Source organism: Spectribacter acetivorans, assembly GCF_031846305.1.
Lineage (GTDB): Bacteria > Pseudomonadota > Gammaproteobacteria > Nevskiales > Salinisphaeraceae > Spectribacter > Spectribacter acetivorans.
Genome location: NZ_JAVRHY010000016.1, coordinates 14,283 through 33,741 on the forward strand (window position 1 = coordinate 14,283; position 19,459 = coordinate 33,741).

21 protein-coding genes are annotated in these 19,459 nt (G+C 67.1%); 7 read left to right on the forward strand and 14 right to left on the reverse strand.

All coding sequences use genetic code 11. The features are described 5' to 3' along the window. Positions 1 to 53 precede the first annotated feature (53 nt). The gene (locus tag RM531_RS13725; RefSeq protein WP_311651483.1) at positions 54 to 641 is read right to left on the reverse strand and encodes a class I SAM-dependent methyltransferase; all 588 of its coding nucleotides are present in this window, start codon (positions 639 to 641) and stop codon (positions 54 to 56) included. Positions 642 to 731: 90 nt separating this feature from the next. Here RM531_RS13725 and RM531_RS13730 point away from each other — a divergent pair, with 90 nt between their 5' ends. Continuing rightward, positions 732 to 1,118: a hypothetical protein gene (locus tag RM531_RS13730; RefSeq protein WP_311660023.1), complete on the forward strand. Its 387-nt coding sequence runs from the start codon at positions 732 to 734 to the stop codon at positions 1,116 to 1,118. A gap of 159 nt (positions 1,119 to 1,277) precedes the next feature. Here the strand turns inward: RM531_RS13730 and RM531_RS13735 are convergent, their stop codons facing one another. The 7 genes from RM531_RS13735 to RM531_RS13765 form a co-directional block, all read right to left on the reverse strand. Continuing rightward, on the reverse strand, positions 1,278 to 2,573 hold the full coding sequence (locus tag RM531_RS13735; protein WP_311660025.1) for a citrate synthase: 1,296 nt from the start codon (positions 2,571 to 2,573) through the stop codon (positions 1,278 to 1,280). Between the two features lie 36 nt (positions 2,574 to 2,609). Next, positions 2,610 to 3,884: a malic enzyme-like NAD(P)-binding protein gene (locus RM531_RS13740; RefSeq protein WP_311660026.1), complete on the reverse strand. Its 1,275-nt coding sequence runs from the start codon at positions 3,882 to 3,884 to the stop codon at positions 2,610 to 2,612. 135 nt (positions 3,885 to 4,019) lie between these two features. Beyond that, positions 4,020 to 4,208, reverse strand: coding sequence for a CPXCG motif-containing cysteine-rich protein (locus tag RM531_RS13745; RefSeq protein WP_311660027.1), 189 nt, complete (start codon positions 4,206 to 4,208; stop codon positions 4,020 to 4,022). A gap of 11 nt (positions 4,209 to 4,219) precedes the next feature. Continuing rightward, positions 4,220 to 5,374, reverse strand: coding sequence for a radical SAM family heme chaperone HemW (gene hemW, locus RM531_RS13750; protein ID WP_311660030.1), 1,155 nt, complete (start codon positions 5,372 to 5,374; stop codon positions 4,220 to 4,222). A 14-nt stretch (positions 5,375 to 5,388) separates the two neighbouring features. Then, positions 5,389 to 5,988 carry an RdgB/HAM1 family non-canonical purine NTP pyrophosphatase gene (gene rdgB, locus RM531_RS13755; RefSeq protein ID WP_311660033.1) on the reverse strand — a complete coding sequence of 200 codons (600 nt, stop codon included), beginning with the start codon at positions 5,986 to 5,988 and terminating at the stop codon, positions 5,389 to 5,391. A gap of 77 nt (positions 5,989 to 6,065) precedes the next feature. After that, complete coding sequence (rph, locus tag RM531_RS13760) at positions 6,066 to 6,788, reverse strand: ribonuclease PH (RefSeq protein WP_311660035.1); 723 nt, start codon at positions 6,786 to 6,788, stop codon at positions 6,066 to 6,068. Positions 6,789 to 6,933: 145 nt separating this feature from the next. Next, positions 6,934 to 7,452 carry a hypothetical protein gene (locus RM531_RS13765; protein WP_311660036.1) on the reverse strand — a complete coding sequence of 173 codons (519 nt, stop codon included), beginning with the start codon at positions 7,450 to 7,452 and terminating at the stop codon, positions 6,934 to 6,936. A 34-nt stretch (positions 7,453 to 7,486) separates the two neighbouring features. Here RM531_RS13765 and RM531_RS13770 point away from each other — a divergent pair, with 34 nt between their 5' ends. After that, on the forward strand, positions 7,487 to 8,350 hold the full coding sequence (locus tag RM531_RS13770; RefSeq protein ID WP_311660038.1) for a hypothetical protein: 864 nt from the start codon (positions 7,487 to 7,489) through the stop codon (positions 8,348 to 8,350). A gap of 82 nt (positions 8,351 to 8,432) precedes the next feature. Continuing rightward, on the forward strand, positions 8,433 to 9,644 hold the full coding sequence (locus RM531_RS13775; protein ID WP_311660039.1) for a putative manganese transporter: 1,212 nt from the start codon (positions 8,433 to 8,435) through the stop codon (positions 9,642 to 9,644). Between the two features lie 20 nt (positions 9,645 to 9,664). Here RM531_RS13775 and RM531_RS13780 read toward each other — a convergent pair whose 3' ends face one another. The 3 genes from RM531_RS13780 to RM531_RS13790 are packed head-to-tail and all read right to left on the reverse strand — an operon-like array spanning position 9,665 to position 13,197. Further along, a complete protein-coding gene (locus RM531_RS13780; protein WP_311660040.1) occupies positions 9,665 to 10,153 on the reverse strand; it encodes a CC0125/CC1285 family lipoprotein in 489 nt (162 codons plus the stop codon). A 9-nt stretch (positions 10,154 to 10,162) separates the two neighbouring features. Continuing rightward, positions 10,163 to 11,821: an AMP-binding protein gene (locus tag RM531_RS13785; RefSeq protein WP_311660042.1), complete on the reverse strand. Its 1,659-nt coding sequence runs from the start codon at positions 11,819 to 11,821 to the stop codon at positions 10,163 to 10,165. Continuing rightward, positions 11,818 to 13,197 (reverse strand): YihY/virulence factor BrkB family protein, encoded by a 1,380-nt coding sequence (locus RM531_RS13790; protein WP_311660044.1) that lies wholly within the window; start codon positions 13,195 to 13,197, stop codon positions 11,818 to 11,820. The genes RM531_RS13785 and RM531_RS13790 overlap by 4 nt, the downstream gene beginning before the upstream one ends. A gap of 150 nt (positions 13,198 to 13,347) precedes the next feature. Between RM531_RS13790 and RM531_RS13795 the strand changes: the two genes are divergently transcribed. Beyond that, the gene (locus RM531_RS13795) at positions 13,348 to 15,075 is read left to right on the forward strand and encodes an alpha/beta fold hydrolase (RefSeq protein ID WP_311660046.1); all 1,728 of its coding nucleotides are present in this window, start codon (positions 13,348 to 13,350) and stop codon (positions 15,073 to 15,075) included. Between the two features lie 271 nt (positions 15,076 to 15,346). Continuing rightward, positions 15,347 to 16,231 carry a poly(3-hydroxyalkanoate) depolymerase gene (gene phaZ / locus RM531_RS13800; protein WP_349255449.1) on the forward strand — a complete coding sequence of 295 codons (885 nt, stop codon included), beginning with the start codon at positions 15,347 to 15,349 and terminating at the stop codon, positions 16,229 to 16,231. 279 nt (positions 16,232 to 16,510) lie between these two features. Here phaZ and RM531_RS13805 read toward each other — a convergent pair whose 3' ends face one another. From RM531_RS13805 to RM531_RS13815, 3 genes are read right to left on the reverse strand one after another with little or no spacing between them, the layout of a single operon-like run. Next, positions 16,511 to 17,353 (reverse strand): 6-carboxytetrahydropterin synthase, encoded by an 843-nt coding sequence (locus RM531_RS13805; protein ID WP_311660049.1) that lies wholly within the window; start codon positions 17,351 to 17,353, stop codon positions 16,511 to 16,513. A 45-nt stretch (positions 17,354 to 17,398) separates the two neighbouring features. Beyond that, the gene (locus tag RM531_RS13810; RefSeq protein WP_311660051.1) at positions 17,399 to 17,644 is read right to left on the reverse strand and encodes a Trm112 family protein; all 246 of its coding nucleotides are present in this window, start codon (positions 17,642 to 17,644) and stop codon (positions 17,399 to 17,401) included. Between the two features lie 5 nt (positions 17,645 to 17,649). Further along, positions 17,650 to 18,048: a MerC domain-containing protein gene (locus RM531_RS13815; RefSeq protein WP_311660053.1), complete on the reverse strand. Its 399-nt coding sequence runs from the start codon at positions 18,046 to 18,048 to the stop codon at positions 17,650 to 17,652. 68 nt (positions 18,049 to 18,116) lie between these two features. Here RM531_RS13815 and RM531_RS13820 point away from each other — a divergent pair, with 68 nt between their 5' ends. Then, positions 18,117 to 18,593, forward strand: coding sequence for a copper chaperone PCu(A)C (locus RM531_RS13820; RefSeq protein ID WP_311660055.1), 477 nt, complete (start codon positions 18,117 to 18,119; stop codon positions 18,591 to 18,593). Next, positions 18,590 to 19,456 (forward strand): diaminopimelate epimerase, encoded by an 867-nt coding sequence (gene dapF / locus RM531_RS13825; protein WP_311660057.1) that lies wholly within the window; start codon positions 18,590 to 18,592, stop codon positions 19,454 to 19,456. The genes RM531_RS13820 and dapF overlap by 4 nt, the downstream gene beginning before the upstream one ends. Positions 19,457 to 19,459: the final 3 nt, after the last annotated feature.

The following is a 19,459-nucleotide window of genomic DNA, read 5'->3' on the forward strand; positions in this document are numbered from 1 at the left end:
TCACTCCGGCCTGCTCCCGCCGGCGGGAGCGGGGGCGTTCGTGATCCGGCTTGTCAGCCGGCCCGGTTTTCCTGCCGCTGATAGCACCAGATGGTGGCCGGCGGGAAGTTGCGGGCGATGAAACGTGCCACCTCGGCCTGATAGCCCCATTGCCGGAGGCGGCGCTTGGGGACGGGCGAGCCCGGCATGTAGGTGATCTGCAGGAAGCGGCCGCCCGGACCCATGGCCGCGAACGCGCTGTCGAGAATGCGCCGCTGCAGCGCGGCCGGCATGGTCAGGATCGGCAGGGTGGAAATCACCGTGTGCACCGGCGTGGCGCCGTGGGCGGACAGGATGGCGTCCAGCGAGCCGGCGTCGCCGTTGACGGCAGTGACCTGGGGGAAGCGTTCCTGCAGCAGGCGGTGCAGCTCGGCGTTGTTCTCCACCACCAGCAGCCGCTCGGGCGGGATGCCGTGGTCGATCAGCGCCCGGGTGACCGGCCCGGTGCCGCCGCCGAGTTCCACCATCCAGCCGGGGGCCTCGGGGTCGACGGGTTCCACCATCGCGGCGCACACGTCCTGGCCGCTCGGCGCGGCGGTGGCGATTCGCAGCGGGGTTTTCAGCCAGAGTTTCACCAGCAGACGGCTGTCGGCATTCCACATGAGGGTGTTGTTCGTGGTGGGTGTTGCGACGTTTGTATGGCCTGCGGGTGACAGAACCGTGACGCCCCAACGACCGGTATACTCGCGACCATGAGCAAGAAGCTGAACAAAACGGTTGCGAGCATGGCCCTGGCGCTACTGCTGGGGGCCTGCGCCATGGGCCCGGATTCGGAGAAGGATGAACCCCGGCAGACGCCGATCAAGCCGGTGGATGCCTTCGAGGAAGTGGATCAGCCGCTGCGCGGCGCGGATGGCTTCAGCGATCAGCCGGATGCGCTATCGCAGGATATCGAGCGGCTGCAGGATGCCAAGCGCAAGTACCAGGCCGAGCGGGATTTCGAGGCCGCGGAGCGGCGCCGTCGCCAGGCCCTGTGCCGGGAAAGCGGCGAGGGCAGGGAGACGCCGATCGAGGATGGCAGCGCGGAACCGGCGGTTTACTGCCAGCCCAATCCGGAGTCGTCCCGATCGGCTGAATAAGGGCGGGGCAGTCACCGCCCTCTCCTGCTAGCGGGAGAGGGGATGTCAGATTCAACAGGCGGTGTCGATTCCTTATCCTCTCTCCCCGTCGGGGAGAGAGTCAGAGAGAGGGGGATTGACCCGCAACCCTTTCCCGCAAGGCGGGAGAGGGCAGGTCCGCTACCGCTGATCGATGGGCGTGTAGCTTCGCTTGGGGCTGCCGGTGTAGATCTGCCGCGGCCGGGCGATGCGCATGGCTGGGTCGTTCTGCATCTCGCACCAGTGGGCGGCCCAGCCCACGGTCCGCGCAATGGCGAACATTGACGTGAACATGTTGATGGGGATGCCCAGCGCCTGGTAGATGATGCCGGAGTAGAAGTCGACGTTCGGGTAGAGCTTGCGCTCCTTGAAGTAGTCGTCTTCCAGGGCGATGCGCTCCAGTTCCATCGCCAGCTCGAACAGCGGATGGTTCTCGATGCCCAGGTGCTGCAGCACTTCGTGGCAGTAGCCGCGGATGATGGTGGCGCGGGGGTCGAAGTTCTTGTACACCCGGTGGCCAAAGCCCATCAGGCGGAACGGGTCATCCTTGTCCTTGGCCTTCTCCAGGTATCGGGGCACCTGGGAAATGTCACCGATCTCGCCCAGCATGTTCAGCACCGCCTCGTTGGCGCCGCCGTGGGCCGGGCCCCACAGGGCCGCGATGCCGGAGGCGATCGCCGCATAGGGATTGGTGCCGGTGGAGCCGGCCATACGCACCGTCGAGGTGGAGGCGTTCTGCTCGTGGTCGGCGTGCAGGATGAACAGCACGTCGAGCGCCTTGGCCGCGATCGGGTCCACCTCGTAGGTTTCGGCCGGCACCGCGAACAGCATGTGCAGGAAGTTCGAGGTGTAGTCGAGGTCGTTGCGCGGGTACATCTTGGGCTGACCCACGGAATGCTTGTAGGCGGCCGCGGCGATGGTCGGCATCTTGGCGATCATGCGCCGGGCGAAGATTTCCCGGTGACCGTCATCGCGGATGTCCGTGGTGTCGTGGTAGAACGCCGACAGCGAGCCCACGATGCCGGTCATCATGGCCATCGGGTGGGCGTCGTAGTGGAAACCGTCGAAGAACTTGGAAAGCGATTCGTTGAGCATCGTGTGCTGGGTGATCGCGCCCACGAATTCGTCCAGCTGCGGGGTGGTCGGCAGCTCGCCGTAGAGCACCAGATAGGCCACTTCGAGGAAGCTCGAATTCTCCGCCAGCTGGTCCACCGGATAGCCCCGATACAGCAGGATGCCCTCGGCGCCGTCGATATAGGTGATGTCCGACTGCGTGCTGCAGGTGGCGGTGAATGCCGGATCGTAGGTGAACACGCCGTGCTCGGCGTTGATCCGGCTGACATCCACCGCAGGCGTGCCGACAGTGCCCTCCACCACGGGCAGTTCGGACGTGACGCCCGATTCCGGATTGGTCAGCGTAAAGGCCTTGTTCGACATACCTGAAAGTCTCCCGATTGAACGCTTGGCGATGGCCTAGTCCGAACCCGTCGTCGCCGTGACGGGCTGCGGATAGTGCTTGGGATAACCGGTCCGCGCCACCCCCGTCTCCACCGCGGCGGCTGCCACGGCGGCCGGGATGAAGTCGATCAGGCGCGGATCGAACGGGCTCGGAATGATGTATTCCGGCCCGAAGGCCATCGAGGTCTGGTCGTGTGCCTCCAGCACGCTGGCGGGCACCGGCTCGCGAGCCAGGGCCTGCAGCGCGTTGGCGGCGGCGATGTGCATCTGGGTATTGATGCGACGGGCGCGCACGTCGAGCGCACCCCGGAAAATATACGGGAATCCGAGCACGTTGTTGATCTGGTTCGGATAGTCGCTGCGGCCGGTGGCCATGATCAGGTCGTCGCGCACGGCCATGGCCAGCTCCGGGGAAATCTCCGGATTGGGGTTGGACAGCGCGAACACCACCGGGCGCGGCGGCATCGCGCGGATCATGTCCTGGGTAACGGTATCCGGGCCGGACAGGCCGATGAACACGTCGGCGTTGCGCATGGCGTCGTCGACCGTGCGCAGGTTCGTTTTGGTGGCGAATTCGGCCTTCTGCGGCGTGAGGTCGTCGCGGTCGCTGTGGATCACGCCCTTGCGGTCGAGCATGAACACGTTGTCCAGCTTCGCGCCCATTTCCAGCAGCAGCTTCATCGAGGCCACGCCGGCGGCGCCCGCGCCCATGCACACGATGACGGCGTCTTCCAGGCGCTTGCCCTGCAGGTCCAGCGCGTTCTTCAGCCCGGCCGCCACAATGATCGCGGTGCCATGCTGGTCGTCGTGGAACACCGGGATGTCCAGCTTTTCGATCAGCCGGGTCTCGATCTCGAAGCAGTGCGGGGCGGCGATGTCTTCCAGGTTGATGCCGCCGAAGGTGGGCGCGATGCGCGCCACGGTGTCGACGAAATCGTCCGGGTTGTCGGCGTCCACCTCGATGTCGAACACGTTGACGTCGGCGAATTTCTTGAACAGCACCGCCTTGCCTTCCATCACCGGCTTGCTGGCCAGCGCCCCGGTGTTGCCCAGACCCAGCACCGCGGTGCCGTTGGTGATCACCGCGATCAGATTGCCCTTGGACGTGTAGCGGAAGGCATCCTCGGGATTGGCCGCGATCGCCTTGACCGGCTCCGCCACCCCGGGGCTGTAGGCAAGCGACAGCTCCTCGTAGGTGGTGAACGGCTTGGTGACCGAGATCGCCAGCTTCCCCGGCTGGGGGAATGCGTGGTAATCCAGCGCTTCCTGTTTGCGTGAATACTCGGCCATGAACCCGTGATCGGTCGGAGGGACGGTGCGTCCCGGTTGACATAATGAAAACGCGGCGCGCTGCGCCGCAACATCGAATTATAACGGTCGCAGTGGTCCGCGACCACTCGCCCGGGTAGTGGGGGTGTCGCCCCGTCAGTCGTCCTCGCGCTCGACCTCCACCACGGACGGTTCGTCGGGGTGAAACAGGCTCACGCTGACCCGCATCGGCTGACAGCAGATCTGGCAATCCTCGGTATAGCGGGCATCGCCCGCGGAGGAGTCCACCAGCAGCGTCTGGGCCTCGCCGCAGTAGGGGCAGTCGATGATTGTTTCGTCCAGCATCGTCGCCGGCGTCAGGCTGCGCTGGGCAGCAGGTCGGTCAGCAGGGTGTCGAGATGCCGGCTGCCAAGCGCCGTACAGCGCAGGGCGCCGTCGTGGTGTTCCACCAGCCCGCGGTCAATCGCCGGGGCGAGTTCGTGGAGCAATTGGCGCCAGTCGCCGCCGGTCCGGGTTTCGAAGCACTCGCGGTCGAACCCGTCGGTCAGCCGCAGGCCGTTCATCAGGAACTCGAACCGGGCGTCATCGGGCGTCACCCGGTGCTCGGCGGCCGGTGTGACCGGATCGCGGCGATAGAGATTGGGCAGCGGCTGCTTTGCCCGGCGCTGGATGCGGCCGTCCGCACCGGTGAGTTTGCCGTGGGCGCCGGCGCCGATGCCGAGATAGTCCCCGAACAGCCAGTAGTTGCGGTTGTGGCGGCTCTCGCGGCCCGGTTGCGCCCAGGCGGACACCTCGTAGCCGTGGAAACCGGCCTCGGTCAGGCGTCGCGCGCCGCTTTCATGCATGGCCCAGGCGGCCTCGCCGTCGGGCAGGGCCGGCGGCCGGGCGTGGAACGGCGTGCCCGGCTCCAGCGTGAGCTGGTAGCGGGAGACATGCGGCGGCGCCAGGTCGAGCAGCGCGCCCAGATCGGCGTCGGCCTGCGCCGGTGACTGCTCGGGCAGGGCGTACATCAGGTCCAGATTGAAGTTGGCGAAGCCGGCGCCACGGGCGGCGGTTACCGCGGCGCGGCCGGCGGCCGCGTCGTGAATCCGCCCGAGCCGCTGCAGAGCCCGGTCGTCCAGGCTCTGGATGCCGATCGACAGCCGGTTCACGCCGGCCTGACGGAAGCCAGCGAAGCGCGCTTGCTCCACCGCGCCGGGATTGGCCTCCAGGGTGATCTCGCAGTCCGCGGCCAGCGGCAGCCGCGCCCGCACCGCATCCAGAATGCGCTGGATCGCCTCGGCCGAGAACAGACTGGGCGTGCCGCCGCCGAAGAAGATCGAGACCAGCGGGCGCCCGCCGGCCAGGGGCAGGTCGTGGTCCAGGTCCCGTATCAGGGCGTCGACGTAATCAGTTTCCGGCAACTGCGCCGGCGCGCGGTGGGAGTTGAAGTCGCAGTAGGGGCACTTGCGCACGCACCAGGGCAGGTGCACGTACAAAGCAAGCGGAAGGCGATCCCGGTCGGCGGGCATGGCGGGCGCGGACCTCAGGCCGGCCCCAGCAGCGCCAGCAGGGCGCGCATGGCCTGGCCCCGATGGCTGATTCGGTTCTTGCGGTCCGGCGCCAGTTCGGCGGCGCTGGCGTTTTCCTCGGGCACCCAGAACAGCGGGTCGTAGCCGAAGCCACCCTCGCCCTGCGGCAGATCGAGAATGCGGCCGGCCCAGCGGCCCTGGGCGATGCTGGGGTCCGGGTCGTCAGCATGCCTGACCAGTACCACCGTGCAGTGAAAATGCGCGCCGCGCTGATCCGCACCGAGCCCGGACAGCTCGGACAGCAGCCGGGCGTTGTTGGCATCGTCGTTGCCGTGTTCGCCGGCGTACCGCGCGGAATGCACGCCCGGGGCGCCGTCGAGTGCGTCCACGCACAGGCCGGAGTCGTCCGCCAACGCCGGCAGGCCGGTGGCCCCGGCCACGTGACGGGCCTTGATCAGGGCATTTTCCACGAATGTGGGCGCAGTTTCCGGCGCCGCGGGCAGGTCGAACGCCGACTGCGGCAATACTTCGATGCCACGACCGTCGAGCATTGCCTGCAACTCGGCCAGCTTGCCGGCGTTGCCGGATGCGAGGACGAGTTTCGCGTCAGTCATTGCCGGACTCCGTTGCCGTCGACGGATTCAGAATGCAACACGAAACCTGAAACGGTTAAGCACGCGGTTTCGTGCGCTCAGCCCGCCAGCGCCTGCTGCTGCAGCGCCGTCAACTCGCCGATTCCCTTCTCCGCCAGCGCCAGCATCGAATCGAGTTCCTCGCGCCGGAAGGCATGGCCCTCGGCGGTGCCCTGGATTTCCACGAAGGCGCCGGCCTCGTTCATGATCACGTTCATGTCGGTTTCGGCGCGCGAATCCTCGGCATAGTCGAGATCGAGCACCGGCTGGCCGTCGAACACGCCCACCGAGACGGCGGCGATCTGCCCGTGAACCGGGTTGCTCTTGAGCTTGCCCTGCTTGCGCAGCTTGCTGACCGCATCCACCAGCGCCACGTAGCTGCCGGTGATGGCGGCGGTACGCGTACCGCCGTCGGCCTGGATCACGTCGCAGTCCAGGGTGACGGTGCGCTGGCCCAGGGCCTTCAGGTCCAGCACCGCCCGCAGGCTGCGGCCGATCAGCCGCTGGATTTCCACCGTGCGGCCGCCCTGCTTGCCGCGGGCGGCCTCGCGCCCGCCGCGGGTGTTGGTGGCGCGGGGGAGCATGCCGTACTCGGCCGTCACCCAGCCCTGATCGCTGTTGCGCAACCAGGGCGGTACGCGGTCCTCGATGCTGGCGGTGCAGATCACCCGCGTGTCCCCGAAGCTGACCAGGACCGAGCCTTCGGCGTGCATGGTGAAGTGGCGCTGGAATTCGATGGCGCGCAGTTGGTCAGCCGCGCGGCCGCTGGGTCGGAAGCTCACAAGCCCGTTCCGCCGTTGAGTGGGCGCGGAGTATAGCAACGGTCGGGACTCGGGACTCGGGACTCGGGACTCGGGACTCGGGACTCGGGACTCGGGACTCGGGACTCGGGACTCGGGAGGGCGCTATTCATGGCGCCAGTCCGATTCAGGCGCGGCATTGCCAGGTGATGCGCCCGGTGGCGTCCAGGATTCCATGCTGCTGCAGCCAGGCGAGGGCGTCCTCGGCATCCTGCTCGAACCAGGCGGCGGTCGAGCCCAGACGGAAGCTGTAGCCCCAGCGGTCCATGTCCCGGCAGAGCCGGTCGCGGCCCACGTCGGGCAGTCGGTCGGCCAGCAGCAGTTGCAGGTAGCAGACGCCGTTTTCCTCGTCGTAGTCGCCGCCGGCATCGGTGTCGAGCCCGGCCCGGCGGCGGCCGTCCATGCATACGAAATGTCCACCTTCGTGGAGGGCGGAATGCACCGGGGTATCGGCGCGCAGGTACAGCCGGTCGCCGACCAGGCCGGCTTCTTCGTCGCCCCAGAAGCTGCCCGGGATGGGGTTGGCCGGGGCAACCGAATGCACTGTCAGGCCGTAGGCTTCCCACAGGCTGGCCAGGGCGTCCTGATCAACGTCCTGCCAGCGCAGCACATCGGTTTCTGACATCATCGGGTCCGCGGCTGTCATGCAATTCTTTCATCCTCTGCGGCAAGGGTTTTCCATGTTTCAACGGTTTGTTCCGGGTGCCGTCGCACTGTGTCTGGTTGCCGGCCTCGCCGGTTGTGCCGGCTGGCCATTCGGCGGCGGCGCGCCGGCCGATAACGGTCAGGCCGAGCGCGTTATCCGGGCCTATGATCTGGACGGCATGCTGGCCCAGGTGGGCCCCATTATCCGTGATTCGCTCGACTCGAATCTGCCGGCAACGGTTCCTCCCGACAAGCGCCGGCAACTGGATTCTGTGATCGGCGAGGTCTACGCCCCCGAGCGGCTGGCGCAGGATATGGCGCAGCGGCTGCAGCAGCGGGCGGTCGAGCGGGAACAGACCGGCAAGCTGGCGGTGGCGGCCGAGGCCGTGGACGATCCTCTGGTGGGCCGCATGGTGGCCAACGAACAGGCGGCGGAAACCGAGGCGTTCGCCACCGGGTTCCAGGAGTTTCTCCAGCCGCCGCATGATCCCGCCCGCGAGCCGCGCCTGGATCGCATGCGCGAGCTGATCTCGGAGATGCAGCTGGTGGATCTGCAGATCGAGTTCAATGCCGGCATGTTGCGGGGCATGGTTGCGGCCCGCAATGAGGTGGTGCCCGCCGAATACCGGGTATCGGACGAGAATCGCGCCCGCATGCTGGACCAGACCCGCGAGTCGCTGCGCGAGCGGTTGCCGTCGCAGTTGCCGATGATGCTGCTCTACGCCCACCGGGATGTCAGTGATGCGGACGTGTATGCCTATCTGGCGATGCACGACCAGCCGGGCATGCGCTGGGTCAATCGGGCCCTGCCGGCGGTCCTGGCCGATACGCTGACAGCCGCGGCGGAGCGTCTTGCCGCGGCCTATCCGGCGCCGCCGGCAGAGCCACCGCAGGGCTGACGAAACCGTTGCATTTCTGCGTGGCGTCGCCTAGCATTGGGCCTGAAATTATGCCCAAGCTTAATTTGTTACACCCGGCTCCATGACTGCTGCCATTCTCGCTGCCAAACAGGGCTTGCTGGACCTCCAGCAATGGGGCCGACAAGCGCTGTCCTGGCGCGTACTCGTGCCGGTCGGCTTGCTGCTGCTCAGTTGGCGCTTTCCCGAGGTGGGCAGCATCATCGTCAACACGATCAGCGAGGCCTACCTGCAGGTCAGCGTATTCGTGGCCGGCACCCTCATTGTCATCTACGGGCTGGAACGGCTGTTCCGGGTAGACAGCGCCGATCTGCTCGCGCGCCATCCGAAGGCGCAGGTTCCGGTTGCCGCATTCCTCGGGGCCCTGCCGGGTTGCGGCGGGGCAATTGTCGTGGTCACCCAGTACGTGAACGGCCAGGTCGGCTTCGGCGCCCTGGTTGCCGTGCTGACCGCCACGATGGGCGACGCGGCCTTCCTGCTGCTGGCACAGGAGCCGCTGACCGGCATGGCGGTATTCGCCCTCGGCATGGGGGTGGGCACGATTAGCGGTTACCTCCTGGAAGCGATCCACGGCCGCGACTTCATGCGTCGGCAGACCGATGACAGCGCGGCGGAAACCGTTGCGGCCAACCGCCCACCCACCCGGTCCCGCGATGTTCGCGGGCTGCGCGTGGTCTGGATGATGCTGATGGTGCCCGGCGTGGTGATGGCGGTTCCCATCGCCATGCAGCTGGAGCCGGATACATGGTTCGGTCCCCTGTCAGAATTCCGGCCGGTGACCATGCTGGGGTTTGTCGGCGGCATGATCTGCCTGCTGATGTGGTCGATGTTCCTGTCGTCCGACCCCGGCCACACCTATGCCGCTGCCAATCCCAACGACCGCCGGGAGGGCCGGCCCAGCCTGGTGTCGCGGGTGGTCAACGACACCAACTTCGTCACCGTCTGGGTGATTGCGGCCTTCCTGCTGTTCGAGCTGGGCGTGCATTTCACCGGCGCCGATCTGGGCGCCTGGTTCGCGGTGTGGGCGCCGTTGACGCCGCTGCTGGCCGTGCTCGTGGGTTTTCTGCCCGGCTGCGGGCCGCAGATCATCGTGACCACGCTCTACCTGACCGGTGCCATCCCCATGGCCGCGCTGCTGGGCAACGCCATCAGCAACGATGGCGATGCGCTGTTCCCGGCGCTGGCGCTGGCTCCGCGGGCGGCGCTGGTGGCCACGCTCTACACTGGCGTGCCGGCGCTGATCGTCGGCTACGGGGCGTACTTCCTGCTGGCGTAACCGGTCGGATGAATCCGACTCTACGGCACGCGGGGGTAACAATTAGCCGGCGGATACCGCGGCGCCAGCCGTTCGCAGACGACTACCGCGGAATCGGCTTCGGTGTTATCCAACAACTGGATGACCCCCTCGGCCACCCGCTGGCGTGAGGGCTCTACACCGGGCGACTGTCCTTCAATCTGAAAATCCGGGCGGTAACCGCTGCTGGCGGCGCCGAATTGCGGCATCAGGAAGGCCGGCCGCAGTCGCGGTTCCCGGTCGGCCGTAAAGCCCTCGGCACCCTGTTCCAGCGCGAGAGTGGCGGCACGTAGCCGCCACAGGTCCAGCAGTCGTCCGTCGCCGGTCCAGGCATTGCCGCGGACACGGATCCGCCACCGATCGTCACCCAGATCGGTGGTGCGGTAGCCCGTGTCGTCGGTCCCGGCGGCTGGCTGGTAACCGGTTGGTGCCAGGGTGCAGGCGCCGCCGAGCAGGCAGGCGCCCGCGGTGATAAGCGGCGCCAGCCGCACGGGGCTGCCTCAGCGAAGTTGCCGCCGGAGAATCTTGCCTACCGGCGATTTGGGCACTTCGTCGATGAAGTCGATGTACTTCGGCTGCTTGTAGCCGGTGAGGTTCTCTTTGCAGAAGTCCCGCACGCTCTGTTCTGTCAGGCCGGGATCCTTCCTGACGATGAACAGCTTCACCGCTTCGCCGGACTTGTCGTCGGGCACACCGATGGCCGCGCCCTCGAGCACGCCGGGATGGCCGGCCACCACGTCCTCGATCTCGTTGGGGAACACGTTGAAACCCGAAACCAGGATCATGTCCTTCTTGCGGTCAACGATGTAGAAATAGCCCTTCTCGTCCATCCGCGCGATATCGCCGGTGCGGAAATAGCCGTCGGGCGAGAATGCCTCCTCGTTGGCCTCGGGCTTGTTCCAGTAGCCCTGCATCACCTGCGGGCCCTTGATACACAGCTCGCCGGATTCACCCATGGCCACGTCGTTGTTGTCGTCGTCGCGGATGACCACGTCGGTGGCGGGCGCGGGCAGGCCTATGGAATGGTTGAATTCCTCCAGATCCAGGCGGTTGCAGGTGGCAACTGGCGACGTTTCGGACAGCCCGTAGCCTTCCACGATGGGCACGCCGGTGACCTGTTTCCAGCGCTCGGCCACGGGTTTCTGCACCGCCATGCCGCCGCCCATGGCGAACTTCAGGGTGGAAAAGTCGAGCGCTTCGAACCCGGGCGTGTTGAGCAGACCGTTGAACAGCGTATTGACACCGGTTATGGCGGTGAACGGCTGCTTGCCCAGCTCCTTCACGAAGCCCGGCATGTCGCGGGGGTTGGTGATCAGCACGTTTTTGCCGCCCAGGGTGAAGAAGATCAGCGTATTCACCGTCAGCGCGAACACGTGGTACATCGGTAGTGCGGTGATGATGACTTCTTCGGTCTCGGTGTTGACGTAGTGCTGGAACCAGGCGTGGCATTGCTGCAGGTTGGCCACCAGGTTGCCGTGCGACAGCATGGCGCCCTTGGCCGGCCCGGTGGTGCCGCCGGTGTACTGCAGGAACACCAGATCCTCCTGGGTGATCTCGGGCGGGTTGAAATCGGCCCGCGCGCCACGCTTGAGGGCGTCGCCGAAATCGGTCGCGCCGGGCAGGTTCCACCTGGGCACCATCTTCTTGACGTGTTTGACCACGGCATTGGTGATCAGGCCCTTGGGAAAGCCGAGCATGTCGCCCAGCTGCGTGGTAACCACGGTCTTGGTGGGCACCGTGTCGATCACCTTTTCCAGGGTGGCGGCGAAGTTCTCCATCACCACGATGGCCTGGGCGCCGGAGTCGGCAAGCTGGTGTTCCAGCTCCCGGGCGGTGTACAGCGGATTGACATTGACCACCACCAGCCCGGCGCGGATGGCCCCGAACAGCGCCACCACGTACTGCAGGCAGTTGGGCATCATGATGGCGATGCGATCGCCCTTCCCCATGCCCAGTTCGCTCTGCAGGTAGGCCGCGAACTCGCGCGACCGCCGTTGCACGTCGGCATAACTCAGCGTGGCGTCCATGCTGGAGAAGGCCGTGCGGTCGGCGAAACGGTCGCAGCTGTCCTCCAGCGCGGCGGCCAGGGAGGGGTAGCGGTCGGTATCGACGTCGAAGCCGATGCCAGCCGGATAATGGTCGAGCCAGACGCGGTTCATACGGATTCCTCGGCTTGTTGATGTGGGGCAACGGGGGCCGGCGACGGAACGGTTTCCGCGCCGTCGGCCGCCAGTTGCCGGATGGTCATGCCGGCCAGGGCGCTGGAACGGGCATCCTGCAGTTGCCGCAGGGTTTCGGCCACGCGCTGCTGCACGCGGTCTTCCCGCGGGGCGACGATCAGGGCTTCCTTGCTGGTGCGAACGGCCTCCAGCACCGTGTCCACCGTGAGGCTGTCGATATCGCGGCGCGGCAGCACGCCACTGTCGTTCGGACCGGTCTCCGCCAGCAGGCCCGCGCGGGTCAATCGATCGACGATGTCATAGACGTGCGCGGGCACCGCGTGCAGGTGATGGGCCAGTTCGTCCTGCTGCCAGGGCGGCCGGGCGCCGATGTAGCGGTGGCCGATCTGCGCCATGATCTGCAGCGCCAGGGATTCCTCCCGGGCGGCGCCCAGCCGCGGCGGGTAGTCGCCGCGGTTGAGCTGTTCCGGATGCTGCAGCAGGAAGGCCACCCGGCAGCCCAGCAGCATGATCAGCCACGAGACATATAGCCAGATCAGCAGGAAAATCAGTAGCGCGAAACTGGAATAAATGGCGTTGACGTTGCTGGCGCCGCTGGCGAAGCTGGCGAAGGCCAGACTCGCGGTCTGCCACAGCACACCCGAGAACATCCCGCCGGCGGCGGCCGGCAGCAACCGCACCCGGGTGTTGGGCATGAACAGGAACAGGAAGGTAAAGCCGGCGCTGTACAGAAAGAACGGCAGCAGCTTGCCCACCAGCAGCAGGGTGGTGCCGAACGGCTCGATCGCCGCGATCTGCTGGACCAGCGCGTTGCTGGTTACCGAGGCGGTCATGCTGGTGGCGCTGAGGATCACCAGCGGGCCGACGATCAGCACGCTCAGGTATTCCGAGAAGCGCCGACCCAGACTGCGGGGCTGGCGCACCTGCCAGATGTAGTTGCAGCCGCCCTCCACCTTCTGGATCAGCGAGATCACCCCGTAGAGCAGCAGGCCCAGGCCCACCACACCCAGCACGCCCACCTTGATGTTCTCGACGAAGCCGATGATGGTCTCGGCGATCTCGGCCGCCCCGTCGCCGATGGGCGCCAGAAAGCGCAGCAGCACCGGCTGCAAGGCGTTATGGATGCCGAAGGCCTTGAGCAGGGAGAAGCTTAGCGCCAGCAGCGGCACCAGCGACAGCAGGGTGGTGTAGACCAGCCCCATGGCCCGCATCGTGATCTGGCCGTCGAAGATGTCGCGGATCAGTACATGGACCAGGCGTGCCGCGATCACCGCCCAGCGGCGCGGCACCGTCAGATCGGCAGGGGGGGTGCCCCATACCCAGTCTTCGGCCTGCTGTACCAGGTTGCGGATCATGCGTGTGATTGGGTCGACGCCGGCATCGCGTCATTGTAAACACGTCAACCGCGGGCTGCCGGGGCTGCTGGTGAGGCTCAGTGGCCGGTGCTAGCCTGTCGACGCCCGGCCACGGCGTCGCGGCATGCGGTTTCATCGACACGGACAGGCATGGCAGCGTCAACCAGCAAGGTTTCGAACAGCTCGCGTTCCAACGGCGCAGCACCGCCGGCGGACCCGGCACGTCCGGCGGCGGAGAACGCGCTCGGGGCCAACCCGGTGGTGGGCATGACCCGCGAGGACCTGCTTGATGCGGTGTCGCGACTGCTGCGGCTGCTGTCACTGAATCCGCTTACCGTGGCCCGTCACGAGTGGCGCTTTGCCCGCGAACTGGTGGCGATCCTGGCCGGCCGCTCGCGAATCGAGCCGGAAGCCGGTGACCGCCGTTTCCAGCACGCCATCTGGCAGCGCAGCGGCTACTACCGTCGCCTGATGCAGACCTATCTGGCCTGGTCGCGGAGCCTGGTCGACATTCTCGAAAGCATCGACGCCGACGACGAGGACATGGAGCGCGCCCGGTTTGTGCTCAATCAGGTGCTCGCCGCGGCCGCGCCGGTGAACAATCCCTTCGGCAATCCCGGCTTCCTGGACAACGCCCGCCGGACCCGCGGCCTGTCGATGGTGCGCGGCCTGCGCAATCTCGCCCGCGACCTGGCGAGCAACGGCGGCATGCCCAGCCAGGTGGACCCGCGCCCGTTCCAGGTGGGCCGCAATCTGGCCAATACCCGCGGCGCGGTGGTGTTCCGCAATGCCGTCTGCGAGGTGATCCAGTACGTGCCCACCACGGCCGAGGTGGATGCCATCCCGGTGGTGCTGATTCCGCCGCAGATCAACAAGTATTACATCGTCGATCTCAACGAGGACAAGAGCTTCGTGCGCTTCGCCGTGGACCACGGCCAGCCCATGTTCGTGCTGTCCTGGCGCAACCCGACCGCGGCCCAGCGCGAGTGGGGGATGGATACCTACGTGTCCGCCGCCAAGGAAGCCATCGACGCGGTACTGGAAATTACGGGCGCGCCCTCGGCCAAGGTCATGGCCGCCTGCGCCGGGGGATTTACCGCGGCGGTACTCCTGGCGCACATGGTGGCCGCCGGCGAGGGCGACAAGATCGCCTGCCTGACGCTGCTGGTTACGGTGCTGGACACCCGCGCCCGCACGCTGCTCGGGCTGTTTTCCAGCGACACTGCCATCAATGCGGCGATCCTGCGCAGCAGCGCACGCGGGGTGCTGGACGGCGCCGAGATGGCCCGCGCCTTCGCCTGGCTGCGGCCCGAGGATCTGGTGTGGAACTTCGTGGCCAACAACTACGTGATGGGCAACGATCCGCCGGCGTTCGACGTGCTCTACTGGAACAATGACACCACCCGGCTGCCGGCCCGGTTCCACGCCGATCTGCTCAATCTGTTCCGCGACAATCCGCTGCTGCGGCCGGGCAGTCTCAAGCTGCTGGGCACCCCGATTGACCTCTCGCAGGTCACCTGTGACGTGTTCATCATTGCCGGCGAGACCGACCACATCACCCCCTGGCAGGCCTGCTACCGCTCGACGCAGTTGTTCGGCGGCGATGTCCGCTTTGTGCTGTCGTCGTCCGGGCACATCCAGTCGATCGTGAATCCGCCCACCAATACGCGGGCCCGCTACTTCACCAACGACGACTATGATCAGGATGCCGGCAACTGGCTGGCCGGCGCGCAGGCGAACAAGGGTTCCTGGTGGATTCCCTGGCTGGACTGGGTGCGCGGGCACGGCGGTGCCACGGCGGCGGCCCCGACTGCGCTGGGCAGTCGCAACTACCCGCCGGCCGATCCGGCGCCGGGCCGTTACGTCTTTCAGAAATAGCCTTCGGTAACACCGGTTTCCGTCGGCTTGCCGAGTTTCCGGGGTTTGCGTAGGCTCGAAGGCCACGTCGGGGGAAGGCGTTCCATCATCAGCCGGTTCGGATCATGGTCGATCCGGCCCGTGTCCGTGCAGTCAGCGCCATGCCCGCCGATACCCTCAGGACGATCGGATTTCGACCCAGGAGGTTTGCGGGATGGTAGCCATGGTCAAGCCCACCGGTGCCCGGAAGTCGGCGACCGCGCCGGCCGGGGCCCTGACCCGGAATCGCGCCATGCGGGTGGAGTTCGTCGAGGTCGACGGCATCCGCCTGCGGGTGGCGACCCGCAGCGGCCGCGGGCGCCCGCTGCTGCTGTTCAACGGCATCGGCGCCAACCTCGACATCGTCCAGCCGCTGATGGACGCGCTGGATGACATGGAGCTGATCATCTTCGACATGCCGGGCACCGGCGAATCGCCGCCCACACGCTGGCCCAGGCGGTTTTCCGGCCTGGCCCGGATGACGGTCAAGCTGCTGGATACCCTGGGTTATCCCGGCGCGGTCAACGTGGCCGGGGTGTCCTGGGGCGGGGCCATGGCCCAGCAGTTCGCGCTGCAGTTCCCGGAACGCACCAATCGGCTGGTATTGGCGGCCACCTCGGCCGGCATGATCGCGCTGCCAGCGCGGCCGGGGGTGCTGATGCGCATGATCACGCCCAAGCGATATGTGTCGCGCAACTATCTGGCCGAGGTGGCGCCCGAGATCTATGGCGGGCTGATGCGACGGCGTCCGGAACTGATCGAGCGCCATGGTTCGCTCACCCGGCCGCCGTCGATGCGCGGCTACATCTATCAGTTGCTGGCCGGCGCCTACTGGACCAGTGCCCACAAACTGCACCGGCTGCGCTGCCCGACGCTGGTGATGGGCGGCGACGACGATCCGCTGATTCCGCTGGGCAATGTGCGGCTGCTGTACTGGCTGATCCCGAAGTCCTATCTGCACGTGATCCGCGGCGGCGGCCATCTGTTCCTGGTGGTACGCGCCAACGAATGCGCCGCGATCATCCGGCGTTTCGTGCAGGAACGTCGTTACGACGGTACCGATCCGCAGGACTATTTCCTGGATCGGGGGCTACCCGAGGATGGCGAGGTGATGCCGGCGTTGCAGGCGGCTGGTTGAGGACCCTCTGACCTATTCCCCGCGACCTGCGTTTGCGTCCCAAGCCGCGTCACAACAAGGCGCCCGGCGCCGCGCCGTGGCGGGGTCCACGGTCAAGCCGGGCAACGCAGGTGTGGCGTGGCTTGGGCCAAACCGCTTCGCGGCCGGGCCTTTGCGCGCGCCTGGACGGCGTCATTCGTCGCTTATTTGCAATCAGCAAATCGCACTCCTCATTCCTTGCCAGCCACGCGCAAAGGACACCGGCGCAGGCCGCGGGGAATAGGTCAGAGGGTCCTTACCTTAGGTTTCTGCGACCGCGCCCTTGTGCACGCCCTCGAAGGCGCGCACCCGGAACCGGTGGTTGGGTTGTTCCCGCTTGAGCTGTTCGGCGATGTGGCGGGCGATGTTCTCCACCGTGCTGGGGCCGTCCAGCAGCACACAGCGGCGGGCGTCCAGTTCCAGCTCGAACCGGCCCTGGTCGGCGGTGTAGCCGAACCGGTGGCGGGTAGTACTGGGGTCCCCGATCAGATGTTCCCGGCTGCCGAGAAATACCTGACGCCACTGCCGTGACCAGCGCTGCGCGTGGGCCGGGCTGGGCTGGCCGTCCACCTCGACCTCGAGCCGGCAGCGGTGGCCGTGGGCCAGTCGCTGGCAGTTGCCGTCGTGGGCGGCCAGGCCGTGGCAGTACTGGTATTCGGCGCCGGGGATGGCCTCTTCGCGCAGGGTCAGCGACAACCCGCTGACCCGGTCGGGCAGCCGCGGCCGCAGATCGGCCTCCAGCAGCGCCGCGATCGCGGCCGGCTCGACGGTATCGGTGGGCAGGATACAGACGGCGTCGGCCGGGGCCAGGTAATCCACCCGATAACCGGCGTCGTCGTGAAAATGCAGGGACAGGCCGTCATCGGTGTCGGCCCGGTCCAGACCGGCGGCCTGGCCGGGCACCAGCAGGCGATGATCCACCAGGGCGTCCAGGCGTTGCTTCACCAGCGTCTTGACCGGGCCGAAGTCCACGATCATGCCGGTGTGGGTGTCGATCTCCCCGGTCAGGCTCAGGTCCACGATCCAGCTCACGCCCATCAAACCGCGCAGGCGGTCGAGAACGCCGCAGTCGATGACGGTGATTTGATCGACGAAAAGTTGCATGGCGCGTGCTGGCCGCGATGGCCGCGGATTCGGGGACGGTCGATTCTACTCGCAGGGGATGCCGCGGTCGGGCAGCATCACGGGGATGCCGTCGTCAATCCGGTAGATGGTGTGGTGATCGTCGGTGATCAGCGCCTCGTCCAGCGCTTCATCGACCACCGTGCCGTCGACATAGCGGGCCTCGCCGGACCGGATGCGGGCATTGACGCGATCGCGCTCGTCCGGCTCAAGGCGGTGAACGGCGGCGCCGGTGACCGGGCAGACCAGAACGTCGAGCAGGTGCCGGTCCACGGCGATCAGTGGCAGTGGTCGGGGCAGTCGGCCTGCCGGCAGAGGCGGAAGTTCAGGATATGCGCGGCCGCCAGCACGAGCCCCCCGACCATGGTGATCGAGCGTTCGGCGTGTTCGCCCCAGACGCTGTCCACGGCCAGCGCGGCCACGATCAGCATGGCCAGGCCAAGCCCGCCCAGCGCGGCCACGCCGCGGCTGCGGTGACGGTGACAGCCGATGCCGAAGGCGATCAGGCTGGTGGGCAGTACCACGATCAGCATCAGGTCATGGAACGCGCCGTGGCTGAGCGTGGCGCCCAGCACCGGCATCATGGTCACGGCCACCGGCAGCATCAGGCAATGCACCAGGCAGATGGCGGAAAATGCCACCGCCAGGCCGTCGAGTTTTGCTGTTCCAAGCCGCATGGCAGGCCAATCGCGCGAGTGTTGATGCGATAGTATAACGAAATGGGACCGCATGCAGGACAGGTTGAATGCCGAATTTCCGCCACCGCGCCGGCCTGATCGGGCTGGGTTGCCTCGTGATCGGGGCGGGCTGCGCGCCCGGCGCGCCCGCGCCGGATTGCGGTGGCCTGCGCGTGGAGGCCCCCTGGGTGAGGCTGCCGCCGCCCGGCGCGCCGATGCAGGCGGCGTATTTCGAACTGCACAACCCGGGCAATCGCCGGGTGATTGTCACCGGTGTCACCAGCCCGGATTTCAAGCGCGTGATGATGCACGAAACGGTCGACCGGGATGGCCAGGCCACCATGGCGCATCTCGATGAACTGTCGGTCGGCCCCGGCGAGCGGGTGGCCCTGCGCCCGGGCGGCGCGCACGTGATGCTGTCCGCCCCGCCCGAGGCCCCGGCGCCCGGCGACTCGGTGACATTCGAACTGCAGTGCGGCGCCGCCGGCGAGGCCACCCACCGCTTCGAGGCGAGTTACCGCCGCGGCCCGCCGTCCGCCTCATGACCCGCGAGTTCGCCAAGATGCACGGGCTGGGCAACGACTTCGTCGTGTTCGACGCCACCCGCGAGCCCCTGACCATGACCCCGGAACTGGCCCGGGCTGTGGCCGACCGCCGCCTGGGTGTCGGCTGCGACCAGATTCTGGTGGTGGAACCGCCGCCCGCGCCCGACGTGGATTTCGGTTATCGCATTTACAACGCCGATGGCTCGGAGTCCGGCCAGTGCGGCAACGGCGCCCGCTGTTTCGCCCGTTTCGTGCGGGATCGCGGCCTGAGTGATCGCAATCCGCTGGTGGTCGCCACCATTGCCGGCCGCATGACGCTGGCGATTGCCGATGACGGCCAGGTCCGGGTCGACCTGGGTGTGCCGGTGTTCGAACCGGCCGATATCCCGTTTGAAGCGCCGCGCCGTGAACCGACGTACAACCTGGCCATGGACGGCGGCCGCGAACTGATGGTGCATGCCCTGGCCATCGGCAATCCGCACGCCGTCATGGTGGTGGATGACGTGGACAGCGCACCGGTATCGGTGCAGGGGCCGGCCGTCGAGCGCCATCCCCGTTTCCCGGCGCGGGTCAACGTGGGGTTCATGGCGATCCACGGGCCGGACCACGTGGCGCTGCGGGTATTCGAGCGCGGCGTGGGCGAAACCCGGGCCTGTGGCAGCGGGGCCTGTGCGGCGATGATTGCCGGCCGGCTGTTCCACGGGCTGGACGAAACGGTACGGGTGGACTTGCCCGGCGGGCAACTCGCGGTAAGCTGGGCAGGGGAAGGCGAGCCGGTGTATCTGACCGGACCCGCCACGCATGTCTTCGACGGCCGGTTGCCGATGTCGATGGAAACCGCCGGCAACCATGGCGGCCGTTGAATC